We start from the raw sequence: 18,527 nt of genomic DNA on the forward strand, positions 1-18,527 counted from the left end.
GGCGCGTACCGTGTTGTTATGTGCGGCCATCGTTGCGCTGACGGTGCTGCCATTGTGGCTGGTGAGCGCGCCGCCGGCGGCTGCGCCGGGGGGCGAAGCGCCTGCGCTGTTTGCCGGCGCCGACGACCGCGCGCAACGCGCCATCGGCGACATCGCGCCGGGCTACAAGCCGTGGTTCGCGCCGGTGTTCGAGCCGGCCAGCGAGGAAATCGCGTCGCTGCTGTTTGCGCTGCAGGCGGCCATTGGCGCGGGCTTCATCGGCTACTGGCTCGGCCTCTCCGTCGCCCGCGAGCGTGCCGCCCGCGACAGCCAGGCTGCCGCGCCCGCGTCGGCCACATCGTCACAGGCTGCCCGTGCTGATTGAGTCGTCGGCCTACGCGAGCCGCTGGCGCGATGTGGCGCCGTCGGCCAAGGCGCTGTTTGCGCTGGCCGGTGTCATTGCGTCCTGGCTGGCGCAAAGCCCGGCCGCGCTGGCCGCGCTGACCGCCATCCTGATGCTGACCAGCCTTCTGGCCGCGCGTGTGCCCTTGCGCGCCTACCTCGCCGTCGCCCTGCCGCCGCTGGGATTCCTGCTGCTCTCCTGCCTCACCATGCTGGTCGGACCGGACAGCAATGGCCACTGGCACCTGACCACCGCCATGCTGCCCACCATCCAGCACACGGCCCTGCGCTCGCTGGCGATGCTGGCCGCGCTGCTCGGCCTCGTCCTGACCACGCCCATGCCCGACCTGCTCGCGCTGCTGCGCACACTGCGCACGCCGGAACTGCTGCTCGATCTGATGGTCCTGTGCTACCGCATGCTGTTCGTGCTGCGCCAGGCATGGGACGAAAGCATCACCGCACAAACCGCGCGTCTCGGCTACCGCAACTGGCGCCAGGCCTGGCGCTCCACCGGCCTGCTGGCGGGCCAGATGGCAGTCCAGGTTTGGCAACGCGCCGCCGCACTGCAAACCGCCGCCGACGCCCGCGCCTACCAGGGCACCTTGCGCTTCATGCCCGCCACCTACCCGCAAGCCGCGCGCCAGGTGACACGCGCCGCGCTGGCCGGCGCCGTGATGCTGGCCATCGCCCTCGGAGAGCGCCTGTGAGCGCGCCGCTGCTGGAACTGCAAGCCGTCAGCCACGTCTACCCGGACGGCAGCAAAGGCCTGAACGGCTGCACGCTGACGCTGCATCGCGGCCGCCGCTACGCGCTGCTCGGCGCCAATGGCGCCGGCAAGACCACCGTGCTGCAACACCTGAACGGCTTGCTGCGCCCGACCACCGGCACCCTGCGCTACAACGGCCAGGCGTTCGACTACAGCCGCAAGGGCCTGACCGCGCTGCGCACCCGCGTTGGCCTGGTGTTCCAGAACCCGGACCGCCAACTGTTCTCCGCGCTGGTGGAAGAAGACGTCTCCTTCGGCCCCCTCAACCTTGGCCTGCACGAGTACGAAGTACGCCACCGCGTAAAGGCCGCGCTGGATGCCGTCGGCCTGCTTGCCCACGCGCGCCGCGCCGTGCACCAACTGAGCTTTGGCCAGAAGAAGCGCGTCTGCATCGCCGGCGTCCTCGCCATGGAGCCGCACGTGCTGCTGCTGGACGAACCTATGGCCGGCCTCGACGCGCCGATGCAAGCCGAGTTGACCGCCCTGCTGGACCGCCTGGCGCAGCAGGGCGTCACCGTGCTGCTGTCCACCCACGACATCGACTTCGCCCTGCGCTGGGCCGACGACATCCATGTGATGGCCGAAGGCCGCTGCATGGCCTCCGGCCCTGCGCAGCAACTGGCCGCGCAGACCGACGTGCTGCGCGCCGCCGGCCAGAAGCCGCCCGCCGCGCTGGCGCTGCACGCGGAACTGGTCGCCCTCGGCGTGCTGCCGCAAGGCCCGGCGCCACGCAGCGTCGACGCCCTGCTCGCCACGCTGCGCGCCCTCAACCCATCAGGAGTAAGCACCGCATGACCACCTTCGGAAAAATCTGGTTCGTCGGCGCCGGCCCCGGCGACCCGGAACTCATCACCGTCAAAGGCCAGAAGCTGCTGTCGCAGGCTGGCGCGGTGCTGTTCGCCGGCTCGCTGGTGGACCGCGCCGTCACCCTGTACGCGCCGGCCGATTGCGCCATCCGCGACTCCAAGGACATGACGCTGGAAGACATGACAGCATGGCTGATCGACCAGGCCAGCCGCCACGCCACCGTGGTGCGCCTGCAAACCGGCGACCCGGCGCTGTACGGCGCGTTGATCGAACTGGCGCGTCCGCTGACCGACGCCGGCATCGAATGGTCGGTGGTGCCGGGCGTGTCGTCGGCAATGGCGTCGATGGCCGCCGCCGGCGAATCCATGACGCTGCCGGAAGTGACGCAAACCGTCATCCTCACGCGTGTGGAAGGCCGCACGCCGATGCCGGATGGTGAAGACCTCGCCAGCCTGGCAGCGCACCGCACCACCATTTGCATCTTCCTGTCGATCACCCTGATGCACAAGGTGGAAAGCGCCTTGCGCGCCGCCGGCTGGGCCGAGGATTCGCCCATGCTGGTGGTGCACAAGGCCAGCTGGCCGGGCGAACAGAAAATCGTTCGCGGCACGCTGGCTGACATCAAGCAGAAATGCCGGGAGGCCGGCATCGCAAGCCAGGCGATGATCGTCGCCAGCCCCACACTGGGCGCGCTGCACTGGGAAACCCTGACGCGCTCCAAGTTGTATGACCCCACATTTACCCATCGTTTCAGAAAGGCCACCGCATGAACCCAGCTCACCTCGACACCATTTTGATCGTCGGCCACGGTTCCCGCGAGGACTCCGGTAACCAGGAGATCCGCGAATTCACGGAGCAGTGGCGTGCGCGCCGGCCGGACTGGCGCATCGAGTTGTGCTTCATCGAATTCGCGCCGCCGGAGATGAACGCCGCCCTGCTGAAAGCCGCGCGCACCTCCAGCCGCGTGCTGGTGGTGCCGCTGATCCTGAACGCGGCCGGCCACGTGAAGATGGAGATTCCGGAAGCGATCGAGCAGGCGCGCCTGGCTTGCCCGCAAACCGACATCCTGCTGGCGCCGCACCTGACGGCCTGCGATCCGATTCTGGCGATCTTGAAGCGCCGCCTGCGCAAGGCCATGAACGCGCTGGACATGCCGGATCCCAGCACCACCGGCGTGGTGGTGCTGGGCCGCGGCTCGTCCGACCGCGGCGCCAATGGCGAGATGGCCAAGATGGTGCGCTGGCTGCAGGAGGAGGGCGACCATGAGCTGGTTGATCTGGCGTTCACCGGCATTACGTGGCCGCGCCTGGAGAAAGTCGTGCAACGCCAGGTGCTGCTGGGCATGCGACAGATCGTGGTGCTGCCGTACTACCTGTACACCGGTACGCTGATGCAGCGCATCCATCGCCAGGTGGCGCATTTGCGCGTGCAGTATCCGCAGATCCGCTTTGCCTGCGGCGAGCATTTCGGCTTTGAGAAGGAGATCTTCGAGCTGATGGATCAGCGCGTGGAAGACCTCCGCGCCGGCGTGCCGGATAGCCGCCTGCCTTGCGACGGTTGCAGCTACCGCGAAATCGCTCACGACATGGGCCACGGCCATTCGCACGCGCACACGCACGACCACGCGCCGCACGATCACGGCCACGCGCATGAGCATGGCCACGATCACGGCCATGAGCACGCACACGGACACGAAAACGCGCATGCACACGCACACGACGGGCACGCCCATGAACACGGCCACCATCACGAGCACGCGAAAGGCCAGCCAGCATGAGCACCGTGAACACCGTCACCGAGCAGCTCACGCGCGCCGGCCAGGCGATTGAGCACGACAGCTTCGCCATCATCGACGCCGAAGTCGGCCCCCACGCCTACACCGACGCCCAATGGCCCATCGTGCGCCGCATGATCCACGCCAACGCGGACTTCGACTTCAATGGCCTGACCGCCTTCCATGCAGACGCCGTCGAAGCCGGCATCACCGCCATGCTGAAAGGCGGCACGCCCGTGGTAGCGGACGTCGAAATGATCTGTTCCGGCCTGTCGCAACCGCGCCTGGGCCACTTCGGCATGAAGACCCACCAGTTCATCAGCGACGCCGACGTCATCGAAACCGCCAAGGCCGAAGACACCACGCGCGCCGTGCAAGCGATGCTCAAGGCCCACCGCAAAGGCCTGCTGAACGGCGCCATCGTCGGCATCGGCAACGCCCCCACCGCATTGATCGAGCTGGTACGCCTGATCCGCGAAGAAGGCGCCAAGCCCGCGCTGGTGGTCGGCATGCCGGTCGGCTTCGTCTCCGCCGCCGAATCCAAGGACCTGATGGCCGAAGTAAACGCAGTCCCCTGGATCATCATCCGGGGCCGCAAAGGCGGCTCCACGCTGGTGGTGGCCGCGCTGCACGCGCTGCTTTCGCTGGCCGAAGCCCGTCAAAAGGCCCAGCCATGAAGGAAAAAACGGCTGCCGAAAAAGGCACCCGTACCGGTTTCACCACCGGCGCCTGCACCGCCGCCGCCGCGCGCGCGGCCGTGATGGGCCTCGCCCATGGACGGGTGCCGGAAGAAATCGAAAGCTTGCTGCCCAACGGCAGCCGGATCACGTTCGCCATCCATGACGGCAGTTGCGATGGCGAACGAGCGCACGCCATGGTGATCAAATTCGCCGGCGACGACCCCGATTGCACCGACGGCGCCCACATGACCGTCGACCTGCGCCTGCTGCCCGGCCAGGCCGGCACGGTCACGTACGTGGCCGGCGATGGCGTCGGCACTGTCACCATGCCGGGCCTTGGCCTGGAAGTCGGCGGCCCGGCCATCAACCCGGTCCCGCGCAAGAACATCGCTGAAAACCTGCACGAGGCCGCGCCGGAACTGATGGCGCAACATGGCATCGAAGTCACCGTCAGCGTGCCGGACGGCCAGGTCATGGCCAAGAAAACCACCAACGCGCGCCTTGGCATTTTGGGCGGCATTAGCATCCTCGGTACCACCGGCATCGTCAAGCCGTATTCGACGGCCGCGTGGCGTGCCAGCGTGGTGCAGGGCATCCAGGTCGCCGCCACCTCGGGCCACAACATGGTCGCGCTGACCACCGGCGGCCGCACCGAAACCTTCGCGATGACCGCGCTGCGCGCGGAACGTCCCGAACTGCCGGCCGCCTGCTTCGTGCAGATGGGCGACTTCCTGCGCTACGCGCTGGATGAAGTGGTCGCGCAGGGCATCGGCCTCGTGGTGCTGGCCGTTATGGTCGGCAAGCTGACCAAGATCGCGCAGGGCGAAACCATCACCCACGCCAACCGCAGCGAAGTCGATACCGACCTGGTGGCGGACATCGGCCGCCGCATCGGCGCGACGGAAGAAGACTGCGCCGCCATGGCCGCCGCCGAAACCGCACGCTTCGGCGCCGAGCTGATGGTGGAGCGCGGCCTCGGCGACGCCTTCCACCACGCGCTGGCACAAGCCGCCATCGACACGCTGACCGCGCCGGACCGCTACGGCCGCAAGTTCCAGCTGCGCGTGCTGGTGTGCGATTTCAGCGGCGTGCAGGTGGCGGACGTGTGGTCCGCGCCGGCCGATCCGCAAGAACGTCCCGCCAGTGCTGGCCGCATCGGCATCGATCATCTTCCTGAGGCCTGAATGAATATCAAAGATCCCAATCCCTGCCGCGTCATCGGCGTACTCGATGACGGCATCGCCAGCTTGAGCGGCACCGCGCTGGCGCTGCTGCGCAATGCAGACGTCATCATCGGCGGCGCCCGCACGCTGGCGCTGTTTGAGCGCGAATTCAAAACCGGCGCTGTGCGCCATGACCTCACCGGCAAGCTGAAAGAAGTGCCGGAATGGGTACGCGCCGCGCGCGCGGATAATCTGGCCTGCGTGGTGCTGGCCACCGGCGACCCGCTGTGCCACGGCATCGCGCCCTTCCTGGCGCAGCACCTGTGCGTGGATGCGCTGGACATTCTGCCCAACCTGTCCACCTTGCAGCTCGCGTGCGCCCGCATCGGCCTCGCATGGCAGGACGCGCGCATCGTTTCCGTCCACGCCAAGGATGCCGGCGAATGGCAACGCGGCGCCACGCCGGAACATGGCCTGTACGCGCTGGCGCAAGCCACGCGGCAGCACGCGCGCCTGCTGATCCTCACCAGTCCGGACAATTCGCCCGACCGCATCGCGCGGCTGCTGCTGGCGGAAGGCCTGGGCGACGATTTCCTGATGGCGGTGGCGGAAAACCTGCTGCAACCGGAAGAACGCGTGCTGGCCGAACTCACGCCGCAGCAAGCGGCGGAGATGACATTCGCTGCGCTCAACGTGGTGCTGCTGTGGCGCGTGACGCCGGCTGCGCGCCCGGTGCGCTTCGGCCTGGCCGATGCCGAATTCGTACAACGCCAGCCGGAGAAAGGCCTGATCACCAAGCAGGAAGTGCGCGCTGTCAGCCTGGCGCGCATGCAGCTGCGCGCCGACAGCGTGGTGTGGGACATCGGCGCCGGCTCAGGCTCGGTGGGTCTGGAAGCCGCGCGCCTGTGCCCACAAGGCCACGTCTACGCCACCGAAAAGAACGACGTCGACTACGCCATCGCCGGCCAGAATCACGCCGCCTTCGGCGTCAGCAACTATAGCCTGTATCTCGGCAAGGCACCCGAGGGACTGGACGCATGGCCGGATCCCGACGCGGTATTCATCGGCGGCTCCGGCGGCGAACTGGCTGGCCTCATCGAAGGCATCATCAAGCGCCTGCGCCCCGACGGCACGCTGGTGATGAACTTCGTCACGTTGGAAAACCTCGCCACCGCCACTGCCACGCTGCAAGCGATGGAAGGCGTCAACTGGGACGTGCTGCAACTGCAAGCCGCGCGCAGCAAGCCTATCCTGCACATGCACCGCATGGCCGCCGAGAATCCGGTGTGGATCGTCTGCGCGCGGCGGGAGGCCGGCAATGCGTAAGCCGGGCACCTTGTGGGGTATCTCGCTCGGTCCCGGCGACCCGGGCCTGATCACGCGCGCCGCCTGGGACGCGTTGCAACGCCGCGACACCATCTGGGTCTACCCGGCGCGCAGCGGCAAGACACCAAGCTACGCCTTCGACATCGTGCAGCGGGCCGGTCTGGCGCCGCCCGCCGATCACACGCAGCTCCTCTTCCCGATGACGCACGACGGCGAAAAGCTGGGCCGCGCATGGCTCAAGGCTGCCGAAACCGTGCTGCCATGGCTGAACGAAGGCCGCGACGTGCTGTTCCTGGTTGAAGGAGACGCCAGCACCTACGCCACCTTCGGCCACCTCGCCCGCACCGTCAAGGCGATCAGCGAGGAGGTGCCGGTGCAGATCATCGCCGGCGTCAACTCGTTCACCGCCGCCTGCGCGCAGGTGCCGGTGCCGTTCTCCGAGCAGGACGACACGGTCGCCATCGTGCCGGCCGCGTACGGCGTCAGCGCGGTGGACCGCCTGCTGCCGGACTTCGACACGCTGGTGCTGATGAAGGTGAAGCCCATCCTCGATGACCTCATCGACTGGATGCAGCGCCGCGGCCTGCTGGCCGGCGCCCACTTCATCGAACGCGTTGGCGCGCCGGACGAACGCCGCTACAGCGGCAACGCCATTCTGGAACTGCGCGGCACCAAGGTGAGCTACCTGTCGCTGCTGATCATCAAACACGCGCACCGCATTCGCGGTGAACGCATCAAAGGCTGTCTGAAGAAGGAGACTGTATGACCAATCCCACCATCGCCCCGCGCCTGTGCCTCGTGGCCATTACCAAGCATGGCGCCGCGCAGGCCGCGCGCCTGGCAGTCGATCTGCCGGAAGCGGAGATCTGCACCTCCGCCAAATTCGCCGCTGCCTTTGCGGACGTGGGCAACACCGTGCGCGCCTACGACGGCGCGCTGCGCGACGAAATTGGCCCGCTGTTTGAAGGCTACGACCAGATCATCTTCTTCGTCTCGCTTGGCGCCGTGGTGCGCCTGATCGCGCCGCACCTGCGCAGCAAGGACGAAGACCCGGGCATCATCGTGGTGGACGACGCCGGCCAGTACGTGATTCCGGTGCTGTCCGGCCACGTTGGCGGCGCCAATGAATGGAGCGAGCGCGTGGCCGACCTGCTGGGCGCCGCGCCGGTGCTGACCACCGCGTCCGACGTCGGCCGCACGATCCCGGTCGACATCCTCGGCCGCCACCTGGGCTGGAAGGTGGAGGCGCCCAAGATCAACATCACGCGCGTTTCCGCGCACGTGGTCAACGGCGAACCAATCGCCTTTGTGCAGGAAGCCGGCAGCCCGGATTGGTGGACACGCCCGACGCCGCTGCCGGAGAACATCCACCGCTACAAGCGCTTTGACGAAGTGCCGATGGACCGTTACGCCGCCATGCTGTGGGTGACGCACGCCCACGTGCCGCAAGAACGCTGGACCGCCTTGAACGAGCGCCTGGTGGTCTACCGCCCGCCGCAGGAATCATGAACGGGAAATTCACCATCGGCCTCGGCTGCGACCGCGGCGTGCCGCTGGAAACCGTGCGCGACGCCGTGCGGGCGGCGCTGGCGGCGGCGAACGCGCGCGCCGATCAAGTGGTGGCCGCCGCCAGCATCACGCTGAAAAAAGACGAAGCCGCGCTGCTGGCGCTGGCCGAGGAAAACGGCTGGCCGCTGTACTTCTACGAAGCGGAGCAACTGGCCGTGGTCGAGGTGCCGCATCCGTCCGAGACCGTGCGCAAGTACACCGGCACGCCGTCGGTCAGCGAAGCGGCGGCGCTGCTGGCCGCCGGACCCGATACGCCGATGACCGCACTGGTCGTCGAAAAACATAAACACAAAGGAGAGGACGGCCGCAACGCCACCGTCTCCATCGCAAGGAAAACACCATGAGCGAGGCAGGAAAAATCATGCTGGTCGGGATCGGCCCCGGCGCGGTCGAACACATGACGCAGCGGGCGCGCGACGCCATCGCCGAATCGGATGTGGTGATCGGCTACGTCACCTACATCAAGCTGGTGGCGGACCTCATCGAGGGCAAGGAGATCATCCGCAAATCGATGACCGAGGAACTGGACCGCGCCGTCAGCGCGCTGGAAGCGGCGCGCGCCGGCAAGAAGGTGGCGCTGATTTCGTCGGGCGACGCCGGCGTGTATGGCATGGCCGGCCCCACCTACGAGGTGCTGTTCCAGGCCGGCTGGACGCCGGACGACGCGGTGCAGGTGGAAATCATCCCCGGCGCCTCGGCGCTGAACAGCTGCGCCGCGCTGGTCGGCGCGCCGCTGACGCACGATTTCTGCGCCATCTCGCTGTCCGACCTGCTGACGCCCTGGCCGACCATCGCGCGCCGGCTGGACGCGGTGGCCATGGCCGATTTCGTCGTCGCGCTGTACAACCCGAAAAGCGGCCGCCGCACGCGCCAGATCGTCGAGGCGCAGCGCCTGTTCCTGCGCCACCGCCGGCCGGACACGCCGGTCGCCATCGTCAAGAGCGGCTACCGCCGCCGCCAGAACATCGTCTTCATCACGCTGGATGCGATGGCCGAAGCCGACATCGGCATGCTCAGCACCGTCCTGATCGGCAACAGCAACACCTTCGTGCGCCACGGTTTGATGGTCACGCCGCGCGGCTACGCCAACAAGTACGACATGGAAGATGGCGGCGCCACGCGCGAGGGCGAAAAGGCGGGTCGTTCGCTGTCCACCGGTCTGCTAGGCTGGCTGGAAACGCTACAGGCCGAACACGCGGCCGGCGACAGCATCGACACGCTGGCCGCGCGCCACCGCCTGCCGGCCGACTACATCCGCGATACGCTGGCTGAGCCGGTGGAAGAAGACGCCGTCGCCGGCGAGGAGAGCGAAGCATGACTGAACCAGTGATCAAGCCAAAAATCGGCAATTACTACCGCCACATCCTGATCTGCACCGGGCCGCGCTGCAGCCAGGACGGCGCCTCGCAGGCGCTGTTCGACAGCCTGGGCGACAAGTTCAAGGCGGCCGGGCTGAACGAGGGCGAATTGCGCGTCAAGCGCAGCCGCGTCAGCTGTTTCGCGGCCTGCAAGGGCGGCCCGATCATGTGCGTGCAGCCGGATGGCACGTGGTACTACAACGTCACGCCGGAAAACATGGACCGCATCATCGACAGCCACCTGTGCAAGGGCAAAGCGGTGGAGGACCTGGTCTTCCATCAGGCCGGCGCAACGGATTTTGAGCCATGACAAAGCCGGTGCGCACGGAAAGTCGGGGGACGGGTCAAAAGTGAGCTAAACTTCTAGTTTGGTCGAACACATTGGAGTTTTAATAAAATGGCATCAGTCAACAAAGTCATCATCGTCGGCAACCTGGGTCGCGATCCGGAAATTCGCTACATGCCTAGCGGTGATGCGATCGCCAACATCGCAGTGGCGACCTCGTACCGTTCGAAAGACCGCAACACCGGCGAGCAGAAAGAGCAGACCGAGTGGCACCGCATTTCGTTCTTCGGCCGCCTGGCGGAAATCGTCGGCCAGTACCTGAAAAAAGGCTCGTCGGTCTACGTCGAAGGCCGCCTGCAGACCCGTAAATACACCGACAAGGACGGCGTCGAGAAATACGCGACCGACATCATCGCTGAAAACATGCAGATGCTGGGCGGCCGTTCCGGCATGGGCGGCGGCGACGGCATGGACGACGGCGGCTACGGCGGTGGCGGCGGCTACGAGGCACCGGCCCCGCGGCCGGCCCCAGCGCCGCGCCCACAAATGGCAGCACCGGCCCCAGCCCCACGCCCGGCTCCACGCCCAGCGCCGAACTTCTCGGATATGGATGACGACATCCCGTTCTAAGCGGTTCGTTCGGAACGCGGTTTGAAAAAGCCCCATCACTTGTTGCAGTGATGGGGCTTTTTGCTTATGGGACGAGGCTGGCCTGCTCGCGCATGAAGTCGATGAAGACGCGCACGGCGGCCGAGGTCTGGCGGCCGGGGTAGTAAAGGTAGAAACCGGGCGTGGTGGCGCACCAGTCTTCCAGCAGGCTGACCAGCGCGCCGCTGGCGAGATACGGCGCGACCAGTTCCCGCGCCAGGCAGGCGATGCCGGCGCCGTTCAGGCAGGCCGACAGCAGCACCCCAATATCGTTGCTCGACACGGCGCCGTCGAACTGGATGTCAACCGCTTCGCTGTCGCGCCGCAACGGCCACGGATATACCTGCTGGCTGCCGCGCCAGCGATACATCAGGCAGGCATGGCCGCCGAGTTCCTGCGGCGTGCGCGGTGGTGTGCGGCCCGCGAGGTAGGTCGGCGCGCACACCACGGCGGTGGTCAGTGCCGGCGTCAGACGCAGCGCCACCATGTCGCGGTGCAGGCGCTCGCCGGGACGGATGCCGACGTCGAAGCCGCCGTCAACGATGTCGACCAGGCTGTCTTCCACGGTGATGTCGAGCCGGATGTCGGGATAGCGCCGGCAGAAATCCGCGAGCAGCGGCGCCAGCACCATGTGCGCCGCCACGCTGGGCACGTTCAGGCGCACGCTGCCGGCGGGCCGGCCCTGCAAGGCCTGCACCGCCAGCACGGCGGACGACACTTCCTCGAACGCCGGCGCGATCCGTTCCAGCAGCAGGCTGCCGGCCTCGGTGGGCGCGACGCTGCGCGTGGTGCGGTTCAGCAGCTTGACTTGCAGGCGCTGCTCCAGCGCGCGGATGGTGTGGCTGAGGGCGGACGGCGTCAGCCCCAGTTTGGCGGCCGCCTGGCGAAAGCTGCGCTGCCGGGCAACTTCGACAAACGACAGCAATTCGGTGTATTCATTGCCGCGCATAATAGTTGAGTATGGCTCATCAAGTCATCCAAATTATGGGGTATTGTTGAGCAGGGCGCGCATATTTACCATGGGCTTTTCTCTGAAAGGAAAGCATCATGCAAACACGTACTGTAGCGTTCAATTTGTCGGGCAAGGTTGCCCTGGTGACGGGTGCCGGATCGGGCATCGGCCGCGCTGCCGCGCTGGCGTTTGCCGCCCATGGCGCGGCGGTGGTGCTGGCGGGACGCCGCCGCGCCGCGCTGGAGGCCGTGCGGGACGAGATTCTGGCGGCGGACGGGCGCGCGATTGTGGTGCCGACCGATGTCCAGCAGGAGGGCGAGGTGGCCGCGCTGGTCAAGGCCGCCGTGGATGGCTTTGGCCGGCTGGACGTCGCCTTCAACAATGCCGGCGTCTCGTCGTACGGTCCGGTCACGTCGCTGACCGCGGCCGATTTCGATAACGTCATCGCCACCAATCTCAAGGGCGTGTGGTTGCTGGTCAAGCACGAAATCCAGGCGATGCGCGCGTTGGGGCAGGGCGGGGCGATCGTCAACACCTCGTCGATCGCCGCCACCGGCGGCACCGCCGGCTTGTCGCTGTATGCGGCCAGCAAGGGCGCGCTTGACGCCATGGTGCGGGCGCTGGCGGTGGAGGTCGGCGGCGAGGGCATCCGCATCAACAATGTCAGCCCCGGCCTGACCGCCACGCCGATGACCGAGAGCATGCCGCAGGCGATGCTGGACGCGGTGGCCGCGCACACGCCGCTCAAGCGCATCGGCGCGCCGGAGGACGTGGCGGACGTCGCGGTGTGGCTGGCCGGCGAGGGCGCCCGCTTCGTCACCGGCCAGAGCATCCTGGCGGACGGCGGCTTCAATATCCCCGGCCAGCGCTGAAGCCGGCGCGCCATCAGATCACTTCGATGTTGTAAAAAATGCACAGCTCGGGGTGGTTTGGTGACGCCGATAAGAAAATAGTAAATATTTAATACTGGACTTAGGTCAGGGGCGTGAACCGTGTGGCGAATTCATCATTAAACTGGATGGACTCATCCACTTACGCGAGGACACCATGCGATTGCCCCTGATCCACCCCGCAGAATTGACCCCCGAGCAAAAATCCCTGTACGACAGCATGCGTCAAGGCATCGCCAGCAATTTCAACGCCTTCCAGGTCGAGCGCGAGGACGGTGCCCTGATGGGGCCGTGGAATCCGTGGCTGCATTCGCCCGGCATCGGCAAGGCGATCTGGGATCTGACGCTGGCCATGACCGCCAACGCCGTCTTGCCGGACAACGTGCGGCAGATCGCCATCCTGGTGGTCGGCGCCCGCTACAACGCTGCCTACGAGCTGTACGCCCACGTGGCGGTGGCGGAGAAGGAGGGCATGTCGGCCGAGCGCGTGGCGGCGCTGGTGGCCGGCCTCAAGCCCACCGATTTGTCGAAGGCGGAAAACGCCGCCTTCGATTTCTCCTACGCGCTGGCGCGCGGCGGCGTGCTGCCGGAGCCGCTGTACCGGCTGGCGGTCGACACCTTCGGCCAGCAGGGCGCCAGCGAACTGATTTATCTGGTCGGCCTGTACGCGCTGGTGTCGACCACGCTGAACGGTTTCAACGTGCCGGTGCCCGAGCGCGAGTAGCGTGGCTGGCTACACGCGCGCACCAGATCCAGTAATCTAGCAACTCTCTACTTTGAAGGAACCATGATGAGCATACAAGACAAAGTTGCAGTCGTGACCGGCGCTGCCAGCGGCATCGGCAAGGAAATCGCCACGGTATTTTTCAAGAATGGCGCCAAGGTCGTCATCGCCGACCTTAACCTGCAGTCGGCGCAGGCCACCGCCACCGAGCTCGATCCGTCCGGCCAGCGCGCCATCGCGGTGGCGATGGACGTCACCAATGAGGAGCAGGTGGATGCCGGCATCCAGGCCGCCGCCGACAAGCTGGGCGGCATCGATGTGCTGGTGTCCAATGCCGGCATCCAGATCGTCGCGCCGGTCGATTCGTTCTCGTTCGCCGACTGGAAGAAGATGCTGGCGATCCACCTCGACGGCGCTTTCCTGACCACGCGCGCTGCCCTCAAGCTGATGTACGCGCAAAAGCGCGGCGGCAGCGTCATCTACATGGGTTCGGTACACTCGAAGGAGGCGTCGGTGCTGAAGGCGCCGTACGTGACCGCCAAGCATGGCCTGATCGGCCTGTGCAAGACGGTGGCCAAGGAGGGCGCGGCGCATGGCGTGCGCGCCAACGTCATCTGCCCCGGCTTCGTGCGCACGCCGCTGGTGGAAAAGCAGATTCCCGAGCAGGCCAAGGAGCTGGGCATCTCGGAAGAGGACGTGGTCAAGAAGGTGATGCTGAAGGAAACCGTGGACGGCGAGTTCACCACCGTCGACGATGTCGCGCAGACCGCGCTGTTCCTGGCCGCTTTCCCGTCCAATGCCCTGACCGGCCAGTCGATCGTGGTCAGCCACGGCTGGTTCATGCAGTAATCAGAAGGAATGCCGCACGCCGAGGTTGAAGGCGGCGTTGCCGCTGCCGGCCTCGCCGTCATTGCCGACCGTGTAGCCGGCGCCGTTGCGGTTGTTGATCCGTGCATAGGCCGCGTAGGTGCTGGTGCGCCGTGACCAGGCATAGCTGTAGCCGACGGCGTACTGGCTGGCGTCCTGGCGCCACTGGCGGTCGTCCTTGTGCAGGTAGGACGTCATGACAGTGCCGCGCGCGCCGACCGGGATGCTGGCGCCGATCAGCAGGTCGCGGCTGTCGGTGGTCGGCTTGGGCGGGGTGGCGTCACCGTAGGCGTTGGCCACCGGCAGCACCGCGCTGTTGTAGCCCTTGTCCTGGCCGTAGGCGAAGAAGGCTTTCACCACGTGGAAGTCGTAGTTGGCGACCAACAGCACGTTGCGGCCGAGATCGTGCGACGCCGGCGCCGTGCCCGGCAGCGCGTTGTCGCTGTTGCGGCTGTTGTAGACCAGCCGCGTGTTGAGGTCGCCGTTCTGGTAGGCCACGGCGGCGCCGTACTGGCGGCCGGCGGCCTGGTTGCCCGGCTGTTCACCCAGGCTATACGTGGCCTCGCCCGACCAGCCCGCCACCTGCGGCGTGGCGTAGGCGATGGTGTTGCTGGTGCGGGTGTTGGACCCGCCGATCGGGAACAGGTTCTTGGCGCTGCCGGCATAGCCGAGGCCAAACGGGTCGCCGACCTCGGCGAGCGCCTTGTACAGCGTGGTCTTCTGGCGGCCCAGCGTCAGCGTGCCGGCGTCGCGGCTGCTCAGGCCGACGAAGGCCTGGCGGTTGAAGAGGGCGCCGGCCACATCGGATTCGCCGCTGTCCACCTTGAAGCCGGATTCCAGCACGAACAGCGCGCTCAGTCCGCCGCCAAGATCCTCGTTCCCCTTGAGGCCGAGGCGCGACACCGAGCCGACGCCGCTGGTGACCTTGGTCAGGTTGCCGGCCGCGCCGCCGCGCTCGGCCACCACGCCGGCATCGACGATGCCGTACAGCGCGACGTTCGACTGGGCGTGGGCGCCGGCGGTGATGGCGCCCAGCGCCATGACACTCAATAGTGGTTTGCGCATGGTGTGGCGCGATCAGCCGCGGTACAGCGGGTTGCTGGCCACATACACTTCCACCGCGCCAGCGTCGAAACCGGCGGGGGCGATGTTCTTCAGGTCGACTTCGGTCACGTTCGGGTAGGTGTCGAAGTGGAAGGTGAAGTGCTTGCCGTTCTGGACGAAGTCCACGGTTTCGCCGTCGGTGACGTTGACATACCTGGTGCCGGCGTCGAGGTTGACGGTGCGCTGGCTGAAGCGCTGGTCGACGGTCTGGCCGAAGTCGGCCGCGTGGGCGGCGCCCAGCGTGGCGGTGGCGATGGTCAGGGCAAACAGGGTGTGGTTCAGGGTTTTCATGATGACTCCTTTCGGTGAGTGATGGAGCCAGTGTAGAAAACCGGCGCTGACGCCAGCATGACGCGGGGATTACAAAAACATGACGTAATCATTGCGCAAATCTGTCAGCCGGAAAAAATGACCGCTTTGTCATTTCTCTGTCAGATTCCTGTCGCCGCGCCGGGCTTAAAGTCGGGCCCTGGACTGCTACCAAGGATGGAGCCATGAGAATCTTAGTGATGGAAGACGAGCCCAAGGCCGGCGACTACCTGCGCACCGGCCTGACCGAATCGGGCTATGTGGTCGATCTGGCGCGCAATGGCAAGGACGGCCTGCACATGGCCAGCGAATTCCGTTACGACCTGATCCTGCTGGACGTGATGATGCCGCATATGGACGGCTGGGAAGTCATGCGCCAGCTGGACAAGTCGGCCGGCGTGCCGGTGCTGTTCCTGACCGCGCGCGGCACGCTGGAGGACAAGCTCAAGGGACTGGACCTGGGCGCCGAGGACTATCTGGTCAAGCCGTTCTCGTTCGCCGAGCTGCTGGCGCGCATCCGCGTGGCGCTGCGCCGCGGCGCCCAGCAGCGCGCGGACGACGTGCTGCGCATCGCCGACCTGGAAATCGACCCGCCGCGGCGCCGCGTGCAGCGCGGCGAGCAGCGCCTGACGCTGACCAACAAGGAATTCGCGCTGCTGCAGTTCTTCGTGCAGAACCAGGGCCAGGTGCTGTCGCGCTCGCTGATCGCCTCGCGCGTGTGGGACATGAACTTCGACAGCGACACCAACGTGGTCGACGTCGCCGTGCGCCGCCTGCGGCAGAAGATCGACGAGCCGTTCGCCACGCGCCTGATCCACACGGTGCACGGCGTCGGCTACCGCTGCGAGGCCGAGGCGTGACGCGGCGTTCGCTGGCGGCGCGGCTGGCGCTGCTGTTCGCCTGCCTGTCGTTCGCGGTGCTGGCGGCGGTGGGCGCGGTGCTGTACCAGTCGCTGGCGCGGCAACTGGCCGACCGCGACGATGCGGCGCTGGTGGCGCGCGTCGAGCAGATCCGCGCGCTGCTGCAGGATACCGACCTGATCGCGCTGATCCACCAGAAGCCGCGCCTGTTCTCCAATATGCTGGGCAACCGCGAAGCCCTGCTGGTGCTGCGCTTTCCCGGCCAGGCGCCGCTGATCGAGGTCAATCCCAGCCACACGCCGGTACCGCGCGTCATGCCGCTGCGCACCAACGCGCCGCTGGGGCTGGACGACGTGCGCCACGCGGCCGAGCACGGCGATATTCCGTTTTCCGTGCTGGCCGTGACGACGCCGATTTCCGGCGCGCCGCAGGACCTGGAAATCGTCGCCGGCCGCCTGATGAGCGAGCGCAGCCGGGTGCTGCGGGCCTACCGCAACGAGATCCTGCTGGTGGCGTCCAGCGGCGCCTGCCTGCTGGCCTTCCTGGCGTGGTGGGGCGCGCGCCGCGGCCTGTCGCCGTTGCGCGCGCTGGCGCGGCAGACCGCCAGCATCGGCGTGCGCAACCTGTCCACCCGCATCGAGCAGCGCGGCGCGCCGCGCGAGCTGGCGCCGCTGATCGACGGCGTCAACGGCATGCTGGAGCGGCTGGAGCGCAGCTTCACGCAACTGAGCCAGGTGTCGGCCGACATGGCGCACGACCTGCGCACGCCGATCGGCAACCTGCTGGGCCAGACCGAGGTGGCGCTGGGCCAGCGGCGCGACGTCGCCTACTACGAAAAACTGCTGGGATCGAATTTCGAGGAGCTGCAGCGGCTGTCCAAGATGACCGACAACATGCTGTTCCTGGCGCGCGCCGACAACGCCGACAACGCCATCGAGCGCAAGCTGCTGCCGCTGGCCGACGAGCTGCAGCGCATGGTCGATTATTTCGAGGGCGTGGCCGAGGAGCGCGAGGTGCGCATCGCGGTCAGCGGCGATGGCCAGGTCTGGGCCGACCAGACGCTGCTGCGGCGCGCGCTGGGCAATCTGCTGGCCAACGCGGTGCGCTACGCCGACGCCGGCTCGGTCATCGTGCTGACCGCCACCGCGCACACGGCCGGGGTCGAGATCAGCGTCGAGAACCGCGGCCCGACCATCCCGCCGCAGCACCTGGCGCGCATCTTCGACCGCTTTTACCGCGCCGACCCGGCACGCGCCGACTCGGCCTCGTCGAGCGGCCTGGGCTTGTCGATCGTGCGCAGCATCATGACCCTGCACCAGGGCCGCTGGCAGGCCAGCAGCAACGACGGCCTGACCCGCTTCACGCTGGGCTTTCCGCCGCAGCCTCGCTGACCTCGGCCTCGCAGCGGTAGCCGACGCCGTGCACCGTGTGGATCAGCTGGGTGGCGAACGGCAGGTCGACCTTCTTGCGCAGGCGCCGCACGGCGACGTCGACGACATTGGTGTCGCTGTCGAAGTTCATGTCCCACACGCGCGAGGCGATCAGCGAGCGCGACAGCGCCATGCCCTGGTGCTGGACGAAGAATTCCAGCAGCACGAATTCCTGGTTGGTCAGCGTCAGGCGCTGGCCGGCGCGCGTCACGCGGCGCGTCGCCACGTCGATCAGCAGGTCGCCCACGCGCAGGCTGTCGTCGCGCCGCTCGTGGTGGCCGCGGCGCAGCGCCACGCGGATGCGCGCCAGCAGCTCGGCGAACGAGAACGGCTTGCCGAGGTAATCCTCGGCGCCCAGTTCCAGGCCCTTCAGGCGGTCGGCCAGCGCGTCGCGCGCCGACAGGAAGATCACCGGCGTGGCCGGCGCCGGGCCGAGCTGGCGCATCACCTCCCAGCCGTCCATGCCGGGCATGCTGACGTCGAGCAGGATCAGGTCGTACTCCAGCGAGGTGGCCAGGTGCAGGCCATCCGGGCCGTTGCGCGCCAGGTCCACCACGTAGCCGGATTCCTCCAGGCCGTCGTGCAGGTAGTCGCCGGTCTTGGCGTCGTTTTCGATGACCAGGATTTTCATGC

The 18,527-nt window shown here is 67.2% G+C and carries 23 protein-coding genes; 19 read left to right on the forward strand and 4 right to left on the reverse strand.

The features are described from left to right. Nucleotides 1-10 precede the first annotated feature (10 nt). The 14 genes from FHW58_RS19730 to ssb all read left to right on the forward strand — a co-directional run bounded on the left by FHW58_RS19730 (nt 11) and on the right by ssb (nt 10,740). Nucleotides 11-364, forward strand: coding sequence for an energy-coupling factor ABC transporter substrate-binding protein (locus tag FHW58_RS19730; protein ID WP_373996708.1), 354 nt, complete (start codon nt 11-13; stop codon nt 362-364). Next, nucleotides 354-1,088 carry a cobalt ECF transporter T component CbiQ gene (gene cbiQ, locus FHW58_RS19735; RefSeq protein ID WP_179674878.1) on the forward strand — a complete coding sequence of 245 codons (735 nt, stop codon included), beginning with the start codon at nt 354-356 and terminating at the stop codon, nt 1,086-1,088. The genes FHW58_RS19730 and cbiQ overlap by 11 nt, the downstream gene beginning before the upstream one ends. Continuing rightward, nucleotides 1,085-1,942, forward strand: a complete 858-nt coding sequence (locus tag FHW58_RS19740; RefSeq protein ID WP_179674879.1) for an ABC transporter ATP-binding protein — start codon at nt 1,085-1,087, stop codon at nt 1,940-1,942. Before cbiQ ends, FHW58_RS19740 begins: the two co-directional genes overlap by 4 nt. After that, on the forward strand, nt 1,939-2,724 hold the full coding sequence (cobM, locus tag FHW58_RS19745; protein ID WP_179674880.1) for a precorrin-4 C(11)-methyltransferase: 786 nt from the start codon (nt 1,939-1,941) through the stop codon (nt 2,722-2,724). The genes FHW58_RS19740 and cobM overlap by 4 nt, the downstream gene beginning before the upstream one ends. Continuing rightward, the gene (locus FHW58_RS19750) at nt 2,721-3,731 is read left to right on the forward strand and encodes a sirohydrochlorin chelatase (RefSeq protein WP_179674881.1); all 1,011 of its coding nucleotides are present in this window, start codon (nt 2,721-2,723) and stop codon (nt 3,729-3,731) included. Before cobM ends, FHW58_RS19750 begins: the two co-directional genes overlap by 4 nt. Then, nucleotides 3,728-4,405 (forward strand): precorrin-8X methylmutase, encoded by a 678-nt coding sequence (locus FHW58_RS19755; RefSeq protein WP_179674882.1) that lies wholly within the window; start codon nt 3,728-3,730, stop codon nt 4,403-4,405. The genes FHW58_RS19750 and FHW58_RS19755 overlap by 4 nt, the downstream gene beginning before the upstream one ends. Then, complete coding sequence (locus FHW58_RS19760; RefSeq protein ID WP_179674883.1) at nt 4,402-5,592, forward strand: cobalt-precorrin-5B (C(1))-methyltransferase; 1,191 nt, start codon at nt 4,402-4,404, stop codon at nt 5,590-5,592. The genes FHW58_RS19755 and FHW58_RS19760 overlap by 4 nt, the downstream gene beginning before the upstream one ends. Further along, nucleotides 5,593-6,897 (forward strand): precorrin-6y C5,15-methyltransferase (decarboxylating) subunit CbiE, encoded by a 1,305-nt coding sequence (gene cbiE, locus FHW58_RS19765; protein WP_179674884.1) that lies wholly within the window; start codon nt 5,593-5,595, stop codon nt 6,895-6,897. It begins immediately after the preceding gene. After that, nucleotides 6,890-7,663, forward strand: a complete 774-nt coding sequence (cobI, locus tag FHW58_RS19770; RefSeq protein WP_179674885.1) for a precorrin-2 C(20)-methyltransferase — start codon at nt 6,890-6,892, stop codon at nt 7,661-7,663. The genes cbiE and cobI overlap by 8 nt, the downstream gene beginning before the upstream one ends. Then, the gene (locus tag FHW58_RS19775; protein WP_179674886.1) at nt 7,660-8,406 is read left to right on the forward strand and encodes a cobalamin biosynthesis central domain-containing protein; all 747 of its coding nucleotides are present in this window, start codon (nt 7,660-7,662) and stop codon (nt 8,404-8,406) included. Before cobI ends, FHW58_RS19775 begins: the two co-directional genes overlap by 4 nt. Then, entirely contained in the window at nt 8,403-8,810 is a 408-nt protein-coding gene (locus FHW58_RS19780; protein ID WP_179674887.1) for a cobalamin biosynthesis protein, read from the forward strand. Before FHW58_RS19775 ends, FHW58_RS19780 begins: the two co-directional genes overlap by 4 nt. After that, entirely contained in the window at nt 8,807-9,784 is a 978-nt protein-coding gene (gene cobJ / locus FHW58_RS19785) for a precorrin-3B C(17)-methyltransferase (RefSeq protein ID WP_179674888.1), read from the forward strand. The genes FHW58_RS19780 and cobJ overlap by 4 nt, the downstream gene beginning before the upstream one ends. Further along, entirely contained in the window at nt 9,781-10,134 is a 354-nt protein-coding gene (locus tag FHW58_RS19790; RefSeq protein ID WP_179674889.1) for a ferredoxin, read from the forward strand. Before cobJ ends, FHW58_RS19790 begins: the two co-directional genes overlap by 4 nt. Nucleotides 10,135-10,221: 87 nt before the next feature. Then, nucleotides 10,222-10,740 carry a single-stranded DNA-binding protein gene (ssb, locus tag FHW58_RS19795; RefSeq protein ID WP_179674890.1) on the forward strand — a complete coding sequence of 173 codons (519 nt, stop codon included), beginning with the start codon at nt 10,222-10,224 and terminating at the stop codon, nt 10,738-10,740. A 64-nt stretch (nt 10,741-10,804) separates the two neighbouring features. On the opposite strand, the gene FHW58_RS19800 is transcribed toward ssb, so the two are convergent. Then, nucleotides 10,805-11,707, reverse strand: a complete 903-nt coding sequence (locus FHW58_RS19800; protein WP_179674891.1) for a LysR family transcriptional regulator — start codon at nt 11,705-11,707, stop codon at nt 10,805-10,807. Nucleotides 11,708-11,805: 98 nt separating this feature from the next. Between FHW58_RS19800 and FHW58_RS19805 the strand changes: the two genes are divergently transcribed. The 3 genes from FHW58_RS19805 to FHW58_RS19815 all read left to right on the forward strand — a co-directional run bounded on the left by FHW58_RS19805 (nt 11,806) and on the right by FHW58_RS19815 (nt 14,173). After that, nucleotides 11,806-12,582, forward strand: coding sequence for an SDR family NAD(P)-dependent oxidoreductase (locus FHW58_RS19805; protein ID WP_179674892.1), 777 nt, complete (start codon nt 11,806-11,808; stop codon nt 12,580-12,582). Nucleotides 12,583-12,757: 175 nt separating this feature from the next. Beyond that, on the forward strand, nt 12,758-13,324 hold the full coding sequence (locus FHW58_RS19810) for a carboxymuconolactone decarboxylase family protein (protein ID WP_179674893.1): 567 nt from the start codon (nt 12,758-12,760) through the stop codon (nt 13,322-13,324). 66 nt (nt 13,325-13,390) lie between these two features. Beyond that, on the forward strand, nt 13,391-14,173 hold the full coding sequence (locus tag FHW58_RS19815; RefSeq protein ID WP_179674949.1) for a 3-hydroxybutyrate dehydrogenase: 783 nt from the start codon (nt 13,391-13,393) through the stop codon (nt 14,171-14,173). Here the strand turns inward: FHW58_RS19815 and FHW58_RS19820 are convergent, their stop codons facing one another. Further along, nucleotides 14,174-15,256, reverse strand: a complete 1,083-nt coding sequence (locus FHW58_RS19820; protein WP_179674894.1) for a porin — start codon at nt 15,254-15,256, stop codon at nt 14,174-14,176. Between the two features lie 12 nt (nt 15,257-15,268). Further along, entirely contained in the window at nt 15,269-15,586 is a 318-nt protein-coding gene (locus FHW58_RS19825; protein ID WP_179674895.1) for a CzcE family metal-binding protein, read from the reverse strand. A gap of 203 nt (nt 15,587-15,789) precedes the next feature. Here FHW58_RS19825 and FHW58_RS19830 point away from each other — a divergent pair, with 203 nt between their 5' ends. Both FHW58_RS19830 and FHW58_RS19835 read left to right on the forward strand, forming a co-directional pair. Further along, nucleotides 15,790-16,464, forward strand: a complete 675-nt coding sequence (locus tag FHW58_RS19830; protein WP_179674896.1) for a heavy metal response regulator transcription factor — start codon at nt 15,790-15,792, stop codon at nt 16,462-16,464. Continuing rightward, the gene (locus tag FHW58_RS19835; RefSeq protein WP_179674897.1) at nt 16,461-17,855 is read left to right on the forward strand and encodes a heavy metal sensor histidine kinase; all 1,395 of its coding nucleotides are present in this window, start codon (nt 16,461-16,463) and stop codon (nt 17,853-17,855) included. The genes FHW58_RS19830 and FHW58_RS19835 overlap by 4 nt, the downstream gene beginning before the upstream one ends. Here FHW58_RS19835 and FHW58_RS19840 read toward each other — a convergent pair. After that, entirely contained in the window at nt 17,824-18,525 is a 702-nt protein-coding gene (locus tag FHW58_RS19840; protein ID WP_179674898.1) for a heavy metal response regulator transcription factor, read from the reverse strand. The two genes, FHW58_RS19835 and FHW58_RS19840, sit on opposite strands and share 32 nt — an antisense overlap. Between the last annotated feature and the right edge of the window lie 2 nt (nt 18,526-18,527).

It is taken from the genome of Duganella sp. 1224 (assembly GCF_013408245.1).
Classification (GTDB): Bacteria; Pseudomonadota; Gammaproteobacteria; order Burkholderiales; family Burkholderiaceae_D; genus Rugamonas.